Here is a 13,951-nt window from a genome sequence, read left to right as displayed (position 1 = left end):
AGGTTATGAGCAACAAGGCAGGCCCGAATAACGGGCCTCATCCGCACTCTCAGGGGGCGGCATCGCCTTCGCGGCGCCGTTTGCTGCAAGGGCTGGGGCTGGGCGCACTGGCACTGGGCGGCACCCGTCTGGTGCAGGCGGCGGACAAAGCGGCGGAGCCGTTGGCGACGCCGCAGGATGAGCGCTGGCAGAAGCAGCCGTTTTATGGCCGCCATCAGGCCGGGGTGCTGACGCCGCAACAGGCGGCGATGATGCTGGTGGCGTTCGATGTGCTGGCGACCGACAAAGCGGGGCTGGAGCGCCTGTTCCGGCTACTGACCGATCGCATCGCCTTCCTGACTCACGGCGGCAAGGCGCCGGAGGTGGACGCCAAGCTGCCGCCGCTCGATTCCGGCATCATGGGGCCGGAGATTTACCCGGACAACCTGACCATCACCGTCTCGGTCGGCGCATCGCTGTTCGACGAACGCTTTGGTCTGCAGGCGCACAAACCGCTGAAATTGCAGAAAATGACCCGCTTCCCCAACGATGCGTTGGACGCCGGGCTTTGCCACGGCGACCTGCTGCTGCAGATCTGCGCCAACACCAACGAAACCGCTCTCCACGCGCTGCGTGATATCATCAAGCACTCGCCGGATCTGCTCAGCGTGCGCTGGAAGCGGGAAGGGTTCATCTCCGCGCACGCGGCGCGCAGCAAAGGCAAAGAGACGCCGATTAACCTGTTGGGGTTCAAAGACGGCACCGCCAACCCGAAAACCGACGACAAACCGCTGATGGATAAGGTGGTGTGGGTCGGCGACAGCGTCGGCGAACCGGCGTGGACGGCGGGCGGCAGCTATCAGGCGGCGCGTATTATTCGTTTCCGCGTCGAGTTTTGGGATCGCACGCCGCTGCAGGAGCAGGAAACCATTTTCGGCCGCGAGAAGCACAGCGGTGCGCCGCTCGGCATGAAGCATGAACATGACGAGCCGAATTACGCGAACGATCCCGACGGTAAGGTGATCCCGATGGACGCGCACATTCGCTTGGCTAACCCACGCACGCCGGAAAGCCAAAGCAACCTGATGCTGCGGCGCGGCTACAGCTATTCCCTTGGCGTCTCCAATGCCGGGCAGTTGGAAATGGGGCTGCTGTTCGTCTGTTATCAGGCCGATCTGGAGAAAGGCTTCCTGACGGTGCAAAAAAGGCTGAACGGCGAAGCGTTGGAGGAATACATCAAGCCGATTGGCGGCGGATATTTCTTCGTGCTGCCGGGCGTGAAAGAGAACGGTGACTATCTGGCCAGCGGCCTGCTTAAGGCCTGAACCCGGAATGACGAGGCGGGATCGCCTGCCTCGTTTTACTTTGTTTTGCCTGCCGTAAGGAAGATTGAGCGTCGAAAGTCAATTCGACACCTGGCCTATGGATTAAAAAACACGCACCGCCGCGTTTTTTGGTTGTGCAAAATTTAATCAGGAAACCAAAGTGTCATTCGCGGTTTTTAATTGTAATTTGTTGAAATTTATATGTTAAAAATTTTTATGGAATGACGTGTCGCGCGTGATATAGTGTTTTAACGACAACTAAAAACAAAACATATAAAATTTTTTTACATTTTAGTAACGCGACAGGATTGAATGTCATTATACTGTAATCATCTGGCGGTAGTTTTCACACGGTGCACAGCTTGAAGCTGTAAATATCACTGCGGGGATCGCTAATGGTAAAGTCCTTGGTTGGGCTGGAAAGAAAAAATAACACATCTCCCCTGATTTCTCGTTGTAACGAGGGTTCTCTCTCCGACTCTCTTTTACCGGCAACTCCGCACTCTTATCGCTACCGAATCTCACCACTTTTTACTCCACGTTTATTGATGCAGTCCGCGTTGTCCCGTGAAAAAACGGCGCTTAAGCGTTGCCGTCAATTCACATTGTCCCTTGGCTCTCATTGGCTCGGAGGAGGCCAAAACCTAATACGTGTGTGAAACATAATCGCACGGCCTGGCCGTTGCGGTAGGTGAAACAAACTGTAAGGTGCCACTATGGGTAGACAGAAAGCAGTGATCAAAGCACGTCGTGAAGCGAAACGCGTTATTCGTCGTGACGCTCGTAGTCATCGCCAGCTGGAAGAAGAGTCTGTGACCTCGCTGGTGCAAATGGGGGGAGTCGAGTCTATCGGCATGGCGCGAGACAAGCGCGATAGCTCACCCATCGAGGCTAGAACCGAAGCTCAGGGTCATTACTTATCAGCCATAGAGAATAAGCAGCTGATCTTCGCCACCGGCGAAGCGGGCTGTGGCAAAACATTTATCAGCGCCGCCAAGGCGGCGGAGGCGCTGATCCATAAAGAGGTGGATCGGATTATCGTTACCCGTCCTGTTTTGCAGGCGGATGAAGACCTCGGTTTCTTGCCGGGGGATATCTCCGAGAAGTTCGCCCCTTATTTCCGCCCGGTGTATGACATTCTGGTACGTCGTTTAGGATCTTCCTTTATGCAGTACTGCCTGCGCCCGGAAATCGGTAAGGTAGAGATTGCGCCGTTCGCTTATATGCGCGGACGCACCTTCGAAAATGCGGTCGTTATCCTGGATGAAGCCCAGAACGTGACCGCCAGCCAGATGAAAATGTTCCTGACCCGCCTGGGGGAAAACGTGACGGTTATCGTTAACGGCGACGTGACCCAGTGCGACCTGCCGCGCGGCGTGAAATCCGGCCTCAGCGATGCCCTGGAACGCTTCGAAGAGGACGAGATGATCGGCGTTATCCGCTTTGAAAAACAGGACTGCGTACGCTCCGCTTTGTGCCAGCGCACGCTCAACGCTTACAGTTAACCTATCCGCTAATGGAAAGGCCGCTTCGGCGGCCTTTTTATCGCCCCTCATTTATCATTTCGTTTAACCTTTGTGTAAATTATTGTGGTTTTTTGTATAGATTTTCGTTGAGTTAGCGTTAATGATTAATGGGTTCCAGATTGGCGCGCAATTTGCCTGTGCCGCCAAAAGGACATTATCTGGGGTGTGCGCCGCGCGGCGCATAGCGTGTGGGTTCCTTGATGCGATTCAAACATGAAATACATCATTCTGATTTTGCTTATTTTATGCGTCGTCTATGTGCATTACCGCGGACGGGTGCGCTACAACGTGTGGCGACAGCTGTCTGATCATTCCACCTTTACTGCACCGTTGAACGTTTTCATGTATCTGTTTTCCCGTGTGCCGACTACGCCGTACCTGAAGCCGGAGCAGTTCCCTGAGTTGGCGGTACTGCGGGAGAACTGGGAAACCATCCGCGACGAAGGACAGAAGCTGATGGAGATCCAGCAGATCAAGGCGTCCGATCAATTCAACGACGCCGGTTTCAACTCATTCTTCAAGACTGGTTGGAAACGCTTTTATCTTAAATGGTATGAAGACAGCCATCCTTCCGCCATGACCCTGTGCCCGCAGACCACGGAACTGCTGCGCAGCCTGCCTTCGGTCAAGGCGGCGATGTTCGCCGAACTGCCGGACGGCAGCCGGTTGCCGCGCCACCGCGATCCTTACGCCGGTTCGCTGCGTTATCACCTGGGGCTGATTACCCCCAACGATGACCGCTGCTTCATTGAGGTGGACGGCGAACGCTACAGCTGGCGCGACGGTGAAGGCGTGATGTTCGATGAAACCTATCTGCACTACGCGGAAAATCAGAGCGGGCAGAATCGTCTGATCCTGTTCTGCGACATCGAACGGCCGATGCGCTACCGCTGGGCACAGGCGGTTAACCACTGGCTGGGGCGCAATCTGATGAGCGCCGCCACCGCGCCGAACGAAGAGGGCGATCGCACCGGCGGCGTCAACAAGATGTTCAAATACATCTATGCGATACGCCGGGTGGGGAAACGCTTGAAGGCCTGGAACCGCACCGGTTATTACATCATCAAGTGGATTTTGTTCGGGGGGATCGCCGCGGCGATATTCTTCTCGGTATAACGAAGGCAGGGGCGCACAGAGTGCGCCCCTTTTTGATCAGGCGAAGATAGTCATCATGTAGGCGGCGAACAGCGCCAGGTGGGCGGTGCCGTTCAGCACGTTGGTGCGTCCGGTCGAGAACGACAGCTGGCACAGCAGCAGCACCGTCAGCATCACCACGATATGCGGCGTTTGCAGGCCGAAGATCAGCGTCTGCCCGGTCAGGGTGGCGATGATGGTCACCGCCGGCACGGTCAGGGAGATGGTCGCCAGCACCGAACCGAAGAACAGGTTCATGGCGCGTTGCACCTGATTGTTCAACACGGCGCGCAGCGCGCCCAGACCTTCCGGCGACAGGATCAACAGCGCCACCAGGAAACCGGTGAACTGCGCCGGTGCATTCATCTTGGTCAGCAGGCCTTCCAGCGGATTGGCGTTGAACTTGGTGACGGCGATCACTGCGATTAGGTGCACGATGAGCCAGGCGGCGTGCCAGGCGCTGCTGTGCGAAGAGGGCTTGCCGTGATGCGGATCGCCATCGTCGTCTTCATGCTCGTACACGAACAGGCTCTGATGGGTTTTGGTCTGGATCACCAGGAACACGCCATACATGGCGGCGGAGATCAACGCCACCAGCAGCGCTTGCCCGGTGCTGAAGTTGCCGCCAGGCAGCGCGCTCGGGAACACCAGCACGATCACCGCCAACGGGAAAATCGCCATCAGATACTGTTTGATGCCGCCGAGGTTGACGTACTGGGTGGCGAACTTGCGCCCGCCGAGCAGCAGCGCGAAACCGACCAGGCCGGCGGAAACGATCATAATGATGGAATACAGCGTGTCGCGCATCAGCGCCGGTGCGGCGTCGCCGGTGGCCATCAGCGCGGAAATCAGGCTGACCTCGAGGATCACCACCGACAAACTGAGGATCAGCGAGCCGTAGGGTTCGCCCAATCGGTGGGCCAGCACGTCGGCGTGGCGCACCACGCTGAAGGCGCTGCTGAGGATCCCCACCAGCGCGAGAATATTGATGCCGACGATTAGCGGAAAGTTATCGGTGCTACCCCATAGATTTAGCACTACCAACGCGGCGATAGGGAAGATCAGAGAGTATTCGGTGTGGCGAGATTTGGTGGATCGGCCAGGATCGTGTTGCGACTTCATGAGGGTGGCACTCCTTCTCAAACAGCGTAGCCCGTCAGCGCCGGTTGCCGTGATACGGCAACTCTGCGTTTCCAGTAGGTATTTTATATTAGGATACACCCACGGCGCCGGTGTGATGTTGTTTTTATCTGAGAAAGCAATTGCTTGCTTTATGTGATCAGGGTAGCAAAAAAACCGCACGGGGTGCGGTTTTATTTACTTACTTTTACGCAATAACGCCAAGTTTTAACGTTAGATTTGAGAAAAGTGATGTTTACTTGTTTAGTACTCGGTTAATCAAGGATGATGAGACGATCAGTCGTCAATATTATCCATGATTTCATGCCGTTTATTGTGGTAACCCTCTTCATTTAGCCCCTCACGCCAGTAAGGCACAGCATAAAGACGATTACGATCGCATTGACGTTCACGGCGCAGGTAGCGGCGCAGCTCTACCACCAGGCGATCTTCACCGGCGAGCCAGAAGTGGGTATCGCTCTGCGGCACGGATTGCGCGCGGAACCGAGCGACCAATTCGTCGGTTTTCTCTGTGCCGCCGACAACCCAATTCACCTCAACGCCGGCAGGCTTTTTCAGGTCAATGACGTCAGCGTTGCTGTCGACGCGGACGAAAGCGCGTCCGGCGCTGTGCGGCGGCAGGTTTTCCAACAGCGCGGCCAGCGCAGGCAGTGAGGAGGGATCGCCCGCCAGGGAGTAGAAATCGGCGGCCGGCAGCATCGGTTTGGGGCCGCCCGGGTTGCTGATGCCGATTTTATCGCCGGCTTTCGCCTGGCGCGCAAAGTCGACCGCCGGGCCCTGATGGTCATGAATGGCGAACTCGATGTCCACTTCCGCCAGTTCCGGGCGCACGGCGCGGATGGAATAGGTGCGCACGATCGGGCGTACGGCATCTGCGGCCCAACGCGGGCCGTTTTCGGTCAGCGTCGGCAGGTCCGGCTGCGTCTGGCCGGCGAGCGGCAAAAAGACTTTGATGTGTGCAGCGGCGGCGTTGGCCGGGTAGTAACGCAGATCGGGGGCGGTAAAGGTAATGCGGCGCAGGTGCGGCGTAATGTCCTGTACGCGACTGACGGCGATCAGGTAGGGGGCGCGTGAGCGAGGGGCTTCGGTAGTCACGGGGATCTCCTTATAGTTCGTTTGGCGGTGAGTATAACATGTCGTTTGATAATGAGAATTGTTTGCTAATTGAGACGAAACCGCATGTGGGCTAGGCTTAAGGTTCACTCATCCTGAAAGGGGAGGCCATATGCCCTACCACAGCACGAACGACTTGCCGGACAATGTGAAGCATGTGCTGCCGGAACATGCGCAGGCGATCTATAAAGAAGCGTTCAACAGCGCCTGGCAACAATACCGCGATCCCGATGACCGGCGCGGTGACGACAGCCGTGAAGAGACGGCGCATAAGGTAGCTTGGGCGGCGGTCAAGCAAAGCTATCGTAAGGGCGATGACGAACGTTGGCATAAAAAGTAACGAATTATCACGCAGTAAAAATCGCGCAGACATTATGTGGAGCCAGACAATTAATATTATTGCTGCTCAGTACAAATACTTTTTCACTTTAACGCCGCTTTGTAACTTGATTGCACGTCAGGAAAAGAATAAGGTCATTCTTATAAGGCGCGGTGATTGAATTAATAAAAATCCGCAGCCGAAAATAAAACATCAAAGGTTCAGCAGTGGCGAGGGAAGGCGAGAAATCGTATTCCCGGGAGGTAATATCAGTGTTAACGCGAGATTTTCTGCAAAAAGCGGATTGCAAAACTGCATTCGGCGCTATTGAGGAGTCGTTGTTGCTGACGCCTGAACAGCGTGCAGCCTCGTTGGATTGCACCTTATCGCGCCGGCCGGGTCACAGCCCCGTATGGATATTCGGTTACGGTTCGCTGATGTGGAACCCGGTTTTCGAATCGGAAGAAGTGCGGCCGGCCAAGCTGCAGGGTTGGCACCGGGCGTTCTGTATGCGCTTGACCGCCGGGCGCGGCACGCTGCATCAGCCGGGGCGCATGCTGGCGTTGAAGGCCGGCGGCCACACTACGGGCCTGGCCTTTCGCTTGCCGGAAAGCAAACTGCGTGAAGAGTTGGAGCTGCTTTGGAAGCGCGAAATGGTGACCGATTGCTACGTGCCGACCTGGTGCGAGCTGCAGTTGGATGGCGGCGAGAAGGTTACTGCGTTGGTATTCGTGATGAACCCGCAGCATCCGCTGTTTGAAGAAGACACCAGCTACCAGGTGATCGCGCCATTGATCGCCAGCGCCAGCGGCCCGCTGGGCACCAACGCGCAATATCTGTTTGCGCTGGATAACGAGTTGAAGCACCACGGCATGCAGGATGATTGCATCGGCGATCTGGTGCGCTGCGTGCAGCAATGGCTGCAGCAGAACCGCACCGGCGGCATCGGCAGTGAGGCCACCGCCTGAGGCTGCTGCGGGAATGCGAACGGTGAGGGGCTCAGCATGCTGAGCCCTTTTTTTATATCTAATGCCTATATTTAATAACTTTAATTTGCACAGTGATTGAAGGCATGTTTTTGTTGTGGTTATCTATCTCGTTATTTTTAAAGTCATTCGCTGTTTTTTGTCAGTTTCCCATCCCCTATGCGAAGCAGAATGATCGACTTAGTATTAAATTGCATAAGTAAAGGTTATTTCTTATTTGTTCAGCCCCGCGGGACTCCGTATCAATATGGCTAACGCTACTGGAAGAAACAGGGAGACGGGGATGAACTTTCAACAATTAAAAATTATTCGTGAATCGGCGCGCTGCAACTACAACCTGACCGAGGTCGCCAATACGTTATTTACCTCGCAGTCCGGCGTCAGTCGGCATATTCGCGAGCTGGAAGAAGAGCTGGGCATCGAAATATTCATTCGCCGGGGCAAACGGCTGCTGGGCATGACCGAGCCCGGCAAAGAGCTGCTGGTGGTGGCGGAGCGCATTCTCAACGACGCCAATAACATCCGTCGCCTGGCGGATGTCTTCAGCAGTAACGACTCGGGCCAGCTGCATATCGCGACGACGCACACCCAGGCGCGCTATAGCCTGCCGGGGGTGATCAAAGAGTTTCGCGCGCTTTATCCGCGGGTGCGGGTGGTGCTCAATCAGGGCAGCCCTGAAGAGATCGTCTCGATGTTGGCCGCCGGCGAAGCCGATATCGGCATTGCCAGCGAACGGCTGATGAGCGACGAATCGCTGGCGTCGTTCCCATATTACCGCTGGCATCACACCATTCTGGTGCCGGAAGGGCACGAGTTGACGCGTCAGCCGCAGGTGACGCTGGAGATGCTCAGCACTTTGCCGCTGATCACTTACCGGCAGGGCATTACCGGGCGCGCGAAGCTGGATGCGGCGTTCAAAGCGGCGGGCCTGACCCCGGACATCGCGCTCAGCGCACAAGACTCCGACGTGATTAAAACCTATGTCGAACTGGGATTGGGCGTGGGCGTGCTGGCGGACATGTCGTATGAAAAAGAGCGCGATCGCGGGTTGGTCAGCCTCAACGCCGAGCATTTGTTTGAACCCAATACGGTATGGCTGGGCCTGAAACGCAGCCAGCTGCAGCGCAACTATGCCTGGCGCTTTATCCAACTGTGCAACCCGACGCTGTCGCTGACCGAAATCAAAGACAAGGTCTTCTCGTCGCAGCTGGACGCGGTGATTGATTACCAGATTTAACCGATAAGCGGCAGGCTATTCCTGCCGCGCATTCTGCATTGCCCGCCTAATAATCAAAACCCCATCTATATACATAAAAAGAATATCTATAGTGATTTAAGTACCTTCAGCTGCCGATCGCGCTCGCATACACTCGAAAAATTATTATAAATTCCATCCGCTTGGAGAGTTTCAGATGAAAGCGCTCGTTCCTTCTTTGCTGTTTTTGGCCGTGGCGGCCAGCGTTAACGCACAGGCGGCGACGCCGGCCAACACGTTGGTGATCGCACAGTCTATCGATGACGTGGTCAGCTTTGACCCGGCCCAGGGATTTGAGTTAACCACGGTGCAGTCGTTCAACAGCCTGTATCAACGTTTGATCCAGTCCGATCCGCACAACCCCATCGATCTCAAGCCGACTCTGGCCAGCAGTTGGCAGGCCGGCGCCGATAACCGCAGCCTGACTTTCAGCCTGCGCACGGACGCTAAATTCGCCAGCGGTAACCCGCTGCGGCCGGAGGACGTGATCTTTTCGCTTTCACGGGTGGTGAAATTGAATCTGGAGCCGTCGTTTATCCTAACGCAGCTGGGCTGGAACGCGAAGAACGTGGATCAACACCTGACCAAGGTGGATGACCATACGGTAAAAATCAGCTGGGATGAAAACGTCAGCCCGGCCTTCGTGCTCAGCCTGCTGTCGGCGCCGGTATCCTCGATTGTCGACGCCAAAGAGGCGCTGGCGCACCAGCAGGGCGACGATCTGGGGCACCAATGGTTGAACAGCCACTCCGCCGGCAGCGGCCCTTACAAAATTCGCACCTATGTGCCGCACGAAGTGGTGGTGCTGGACGCGAACCCCGGCTCGCCGGAAGGGGCGCCGACGTTGAAAACCATCCTGATCAAAAACGTGCCCGATCCGGCCGCGCGCCGTTTGCTGATTGAGCAGGGCGATGCCGATATCGCCCGCAACCTGGGGGCGGACCAAATGGCGGCCCTGAAGGGCAAGCCGGGCGTCAAACCGTTGGCCATTCCTTACGCCTCGCTTTATTACCTGCAGTTCAACGCCAAGGCGTCGCCGGCGCTCGGCAACCCGGCGTTTTGGGAGGCGGCGCGCTGGCTGTTCGATTACCAAGGCATCGCCGACGATCTGCTGAAAGGGCAGTTCCAGAGCCATCAGGCATTCCTGCCGGACGGTTATCTGGGCGCGCTCAAGGATCAGCCGTACAGCTTCAATCCACAGAAAGCCAAAGAAATACTGGCCAAAGCGGGGCTGAGCAACGTCAGTTTCCGTCTGGACGTCAACAACCAGCCGCCGTACCTGGATATCGCTCAGGCGCTGCAGGCCAGTTTTGCTCAGGGCGGCGTGAAGGTCGAACTGGTGCCGGGCATCAGCTCGCAGGTCTCCACTAAGGTGAAAACGCTTAACTACGATGCGACGCTGACCTCCTGGGGACCGGATTACTTCGATCCTAACACCAACGCGGCCGCCTTTGCCTACAACCCGGAGGACGGCAGCAAGACGCTGGCCTGGCGAGCCAACTGGCAGATCCCGGCGCTGAGCAAGTTGACGCTGGCCGCCACTGCAGAAAACGACACCGCCAAACGGGTGGCCGACTACCAGCAACTGCAGAAAGAGGTGCAGCAAAGCTCGCCGTTTGTCATCGGCCTGCAGGCGCGCAGCCTGATCGCAGTGCGTGACAACCTTAAGGGCTATGTGCAGGGCATCAACCCTGACATGGTGTTCTACAGCAAGGTCAGCAAGTAATGGCTGCTGACCTGTCCGCCAGCGCCGGGGCGGCCCGGCGGTATTGGCGCAGGGGCGGGCGGCTGCTCGGCGGCGCGCTGTCGCTGGCGTTAACGCTGCTCGGTCTGCTGCTGTTCACCTTCATGCTGTCGCACCTGGCGCCGATCGATCCGGCGCTGCAGGTGGCGGGCGATCACGCCAGCGAAGCCACCTATGCGCAGGTGCGGCACGAGCTGGGGCTGGATCAGCCTCTGCCGGTGCAATTTTGGCGCTATCTGGTGCACCTGGCGCATGGCGATCTGGGCATTTCGCGCATCACCGCCCAGCCGGTGTTGAGCGATCTGCTGCGTACCTTCCCGGCGACGGTGGAACTGGCCACCTGCGCCATTATCCTCGGCGCTCTCGGCGGCATTACGCTGGCGTTTCTGGCGGTGCTCAAACCGGGCAGTTGGCTGGATAACGCGGCGCGCTTGCTGTCGCTGATCGGTTATTCGGTGCCGATTTTCTGGTTGAGCCTGCTCGGGCTACTGCTGTTCTACGCCACGCTGCACTGGTCGGCGGGGCCGGGGCGGCTGGATGACATTTACTTGTACAGCATGGAGCCGCGTACGGGTTTCGTGTTGATTGACAGCTGGCTGTCCGGCGATCGCGAAATGTTCTACAACGCCATCAGCCACCTGTGGCTGCCGGTGGTGGCGCTGGCGCTGCTGTCGATGGCGGGTATCACCCGGCTGCTGCGCGCGGCGATGCTGGAAGAATGCAACAAGGAATACGTGACGCTGGCGCGCTCCAAGGGCGCCGGCCGCCTGCGCATTCTGCTGCGCCATGTGTTCCCCAACGTGCTGGGCACGCTGATCACCGTACTGTCTCTCTCCTACGCCAGCCTGCTCGAGGGCGCGGTATTGACCGAAACGGTGTTCGCCTGGCCCGGCGTCGGGCGTTACCTGACCTCGGCGCTGTTTGCCGCCGACACGCCGGCGATCCTCGGCGCCACGCTGCTGATTGGCACCTGTTTCGTGCTGTTGAATGCGCTGGCTGACGCCTTGACCTATTTAGTGGATCCGCGAACCCGATGAGCCAATATCTCTCTGAACACGAACCGCAAAGCGAGCCGGCCGTCGGTTACCGCCGCGGTCGGCGCCTGACCACGCTGACGCTGGGCGCGGCGCTGGTGGCGATCCTGATCGTCACCGCGCTGCTGGCTCCGTGGCTGGCGCCTTTCGATCCCAATCTGCAGCATATCGAGCTGCGGTTACTGCCGCCTTCCGCCGCACATTGGCTGGGCACCGACGGCTTCGGCCGTGACTTGCTCTCCCGCGTGATTTACGGCGCACGGCCGACGTTGATCCTGGTGTCGTTGATTCTGGTGTTGACCATTCCCATTGGTCTGCTGGTCGGCATTTGCGCCGGTTATCTCGGCGGCTGGGTAGAGCGTATTTTGATGCGTCTGACCGACATTTTCCTGTCGTTGCCGAGCCTGGTGATCGCGCTGGCGTTCGTGGCGGTCATGGGGCCGGGGCTGATGAACGGCGCGCTGGCGTTGGCATTGACCAGCTGGCCGGCCTTTGCCCGCCAAGCGCGGGCCGAAACCCTGGCGCTGCGCCGCAGCGACTACCTGGCGGCAGCGCGTATGCAGGGCATCAACGGGCTGCGGCTGATGGTCGGCCACATTTTGCCTTTATGCCTGCCGAGCGCGGTGGTGCGCGCGGCGTTGAGTCTGGGCGGCATCATCTTGTCCGCCGCCGGTCTGGGGTTCCTCGGCATGGGCGTCGCGCCGCCGACCGCCGAATGGGGATCGATGGTGGCCGAAGGCAGTAAAGTGATTTTCGACCAATGGTGGGTCGCCGCCGCACCGGGCGGGGCGATCCTGTTCGCCAGCCTGGCGTTTAACCTGCTGGGCGATGGCCTGCGCGACAAAATGGATCCTCGTCATGGGCACTGATAACACCTTATTGACCGTTGAACGTTTGGCGATCGGCGTGCCGGGGCCGCAGCCGGTGGCGCTGGTGAAGAATATTTCGTTCAGCCTGGGGCGGGAGCGACTGGCGCTGGTCGGTGAGTCCGGCTCCGGCAAATCGTTGACCGCGCGTGCGCTGATGGGGCTATTGCCGCCGCCGTTGCAGCTGCAGGCGCAGCGCCTGACGTTGGGCGATGAAGACTTGACGCGCCTGAGCGAACGCCAGTGGAGCCGCCTGCGCGGCGACCGGGTGGCGATGGTGATGCAAGATCCCAAACATGCGCTGAATCCCAATCAGCCGATCGGCCGTCAGGTGGAGGAACCGCTGGTGCTGCATGCCAAGCTAAGCCGCGCCGAGCGGCGTGAAAAAGTGCTGGATATGTTGGCGGCGGTGGGTTTGCCCGATCCGGCGGCGCTGTGCGGCCGTTATCCGCATCAGCTCTCCGGCGGGATGGGGCAGCGGGTGATGCTGGCCATTGCGTTGATCAACGATCCGCAGCTGTTGATTGCCGATGAACCCACGTCGGCGCTGGATCACCAGATGCGCGATCAGGTGCTGCAACTGATAGACAATCTGGTGGCGCAACGCAACATGGGGCTGATCCTGATCAGCCACGATTTGCAGCAGGTGGCGCACCACTGCGAGCGGGTGCTGGTGATGTACAAAGGCGAGCTGTTGGATCAACTGCCGGCAGCAGAGCTGGCGCAGGCCACGCACCCTTATACTCGCACGCTGTGGGCGTGTCGGCCGAGCCGCGAGACGCGCGGCAAACCGCTGCCGGTACTGGACCGCGCGCTGTTGGAGACGTTGAAATGAGCGTAATTGCACTGGAGAACCTCAGCGTCAGTCACCGTCAGGGCTATGAACAGCGCACCGTGGTGCACGACGTTAACCTGCGCATCGAACCGGGCGAGTGTTTCGGCCTGGTGGGGCCTTCCGGCTGCGGCAAGTCCTCGTTGCTGTGGGTGCTGGCCGGGCTGAACGACAGCTGGCGCGGCGGTTTTGAACTGCTCGGGCGGCAGCTACAACCGGGGCAGGCATTTACCGGCGAACTGCGGCGCGAGGTGCAGATGGTGTTTCAAGATCCCTATGCTTCGCTACACCCTAAACACCGGCTGTTGCGTACGCTGTCGGAACCGCTAAAACTGCTGCAGGAAAGCGACATCGAACGCAAAATCGGCGCGGGCTTTCGCCAGGTGGGGTTGGATCCGCGCCTGCTGGATCGCTATCCGCATCAGCTGTCGGGCGGGCAGCGGCAGCGCGTGGCGATCGTGCGCGCATTGCTGCTGCGGCCGAAGCTGTTGCTGCTGGATGAGCCGACCTCGGCGCTGGACATGTCGGTGCAGGCGGAAATCCTTAACCTGCTTAACGAGCTGAAACAGGCGGGCGATCTGACTATGGTGCTGGTCAGCCACGATGCGGACGTGATTGACCACATGTGCGATCGTTCGGTGGCAATGGCGCACGGCCGCATCATCGTTTGACCCTATGCCCGCCAACGTGGCGGGCAT

General features: G+C 58.4%; 13 protein-coding genes. 11 read left to right on the top strand and 2 right to left on the bottom strand.

Annotated elements, in window-relative coordinates:
- Positions 1-5 precede the first annotated feature (5 nt).
- The 3 genes from efeB to lpxO all read left to right on the top strand — a co-directional run bounded on the left by efeB (position 6) and on the right by lpxO (position 3,946).
- Positions 6-1,304 (top strand): iron uptake transporter deferrochelatase/peroxidase subunit, encoded by a 1,299-nt coding sequence (gene efeB, locus QMZ29_RS09315; protein WP_089181026.1) that lies wholly within the window; start codon positions 6-8, stop codon positions 1,302-1,304.
- A gap of 716 nt (positions 1,305-2,020) precedes the next feature.
- Complete coding sequence (phoH, locus tag QMZ29_RS09310; RefSeq protein WP_015378226.1) at positions 2,021-2,809, top strand: phosphate starvation-inducible protein PhoH; 789 nt, start codon at positions 2,021-2,023, stop codon at positions 2,807-2,809.
- A gap of 234 nt (positions 2,810-3,043) precedes the next feature.
- Positions 3,044-3,946, top strand: a complete 903-nt coding sequence (gene lpxO / locus QMZ29_RS09305) for a lipid A hydroxylase LpxO (protein ID WP_025303230.1) — start codon at positions 3,044-3,046, stop codon at positions 3,944-3,946.
- 36 nt (positions 3,947-3,982) lie between these two features.
- Here lpxO and chaA read toward each other — a convergent pair whose 3' ends face one another.
- Both chaA and QMZ29_RS09295 read right to left on the bottom strand, forming a co-directional pair.
- Positions 3,983-5,086 carry a sodium-potassium/proton antiporter ChaA gene (gene chaA, locus QMZ29_RS09300; RefSeq protein ID WP_025303229.1) on the bottom strand — a complete coding sequence of 368 codons (1,104 nt, stop codon included), beginning with the start codon at positions 5,084-5,086 and terminating at the stop codon, positions 3,983-3,985.
- Between the two features lie 294 nt (positions 5,087-5,380).
- Complete coding sequence (locus QMZ29_RS09295) at positions 5,381-6,199, bottom strand: siderophore-interacting protein (RefSeq protein WP_025303228.1); 819 nt, start codon at positions 6,197-6,199, stop codon at positions 5,381-5,383.
- Between the two features lie 130 nt (positions 6,200-6,329).
- On the opposite strand from QMZ29_RS09295, the gene chaB reads away from it, so the two are divergent.
- From chaB to QMZ29_RS09255, 8 genes are all read left to right on the top strand, one after another.
- A complete protein-coding gene (chaB, locus tag QMZ29_RS09290) occupies positions 6,330-6,557 on the top strand; it encodes a putative cation transport regulator ChaB (RefSeq protein WP_025303227.1) in 228 nt (75 codons plus the stop codon).
- A 251-nt stretch (positions 6,558-6,808) separates the two neighbouring features.
- The gene (locus QMZ29_RS09285; RefSeq protein WP_043138579.1) at positions 6,809-7,504 is read left to right on the top strand and encodes a gamma-glutamylcyclotransferase; all 696 of its coding nucleotides are present in this window, start codon (positions 6,809-6,811) and stop codon (positions 7,502-7,504) included.
- Between the two features lie 301 nt (positions 7,505-7,805).
- Entirely contained in the window at positions 7,806-8,759 is a 954-nt protein-coding gene (cbl, locus tag QMZ29_RS09280) for an HTH-type transcriptional regulator Cbl (protein WP_025303225.1), read from the top strand.
- A 175-nt stretch (positions 8,760-8,934) separates the two neighbouring features.
- Positions 8,935-10,503 carry an ABC transporter substrate-binding protein gene (locus tag QMZ29_RS09275; RefSeq protein WP_261427354.1) on the top strand — a complete coding sequence of 523 codons (1,569 nt, stop codon included), beginning with the start codon at positions 8,935-8,937 and terminating at the stop codon, positions 10,501-10,503.
- The gene (locus tag QMZ29_RS09270; RefSeq protein WP_049204111.1) at positions 10,503-11,558 is read left to right on the top strand and encodes an ABC transporter permease; all 1,056 of its coding nucleotides are present in this window, start codon (positions 10,503-10,505) and stop codon (positions 11,556-11,558) included. The genes QMZ29_RS09275 and QMZ29_RS09270 overlap by 1 nt, the downstream gene beginning before the upstream one ends.
- Positions 11,555-12,424: an ABC transporter permease gene (locus tag QMZ29_RS09265; protein ID WP_016927339.1), complete on the top strand. Its 870-nt coding sequence runs from the start codon at positions 11,555-11,557 to the stop codon at positions 12,422-12,424. Before QMZ29_RS09270 ends, QMZ29_RS09265 begins: the two co-directional genes overlap by 4 nt.
- Positions 12,414-13,256 (top strand): ABC transporter ATP-binding protein, encoded by an 843-nt coding sequence (locus QMZ29_RS09260; RefSeq protein ID WP_261427352.1) that lies wholly within the window; start codon positions 12,414-12,416, stop codon positions 13,254-13,256. The genes QMZ29_RS09265 and QMZ29_RS09260 overlap by 11 nt, the downstream gene beginning before the upstream one ends.
- The gene (locus tag QMZ29_RS09255; RefSeq protein ID WP_043138574.1) at positions 13,253-13,924 is read left to right on the top strand and encodes an ABC transporter ATP-binding protein; all 672 of its coding nucleotides are present in this window, start codon (positions 13,253-13,255) and stop codon (positions 13,922-13,924) included. The genes QMZ29_RS09260 and QMZ29_RS09255 overlap by 4 nt, the downstream gene beginning before the upstream one ends.
- Positions 13,925-13,951: the final 27 nt, after the last annotated feature.

This window comes from Serratia sp. PF-27 (assembly GCF_030053255.1).
GTDB lineage: Bacteria > Pseudomonadota > Gammaproteobacteria > Enterobacterales > Enterobacteriaceae > Serratia > Serratia bockelmannii.
This window is presented reverse-complemented; position numbering and strand designations above follow the sequence as displayed.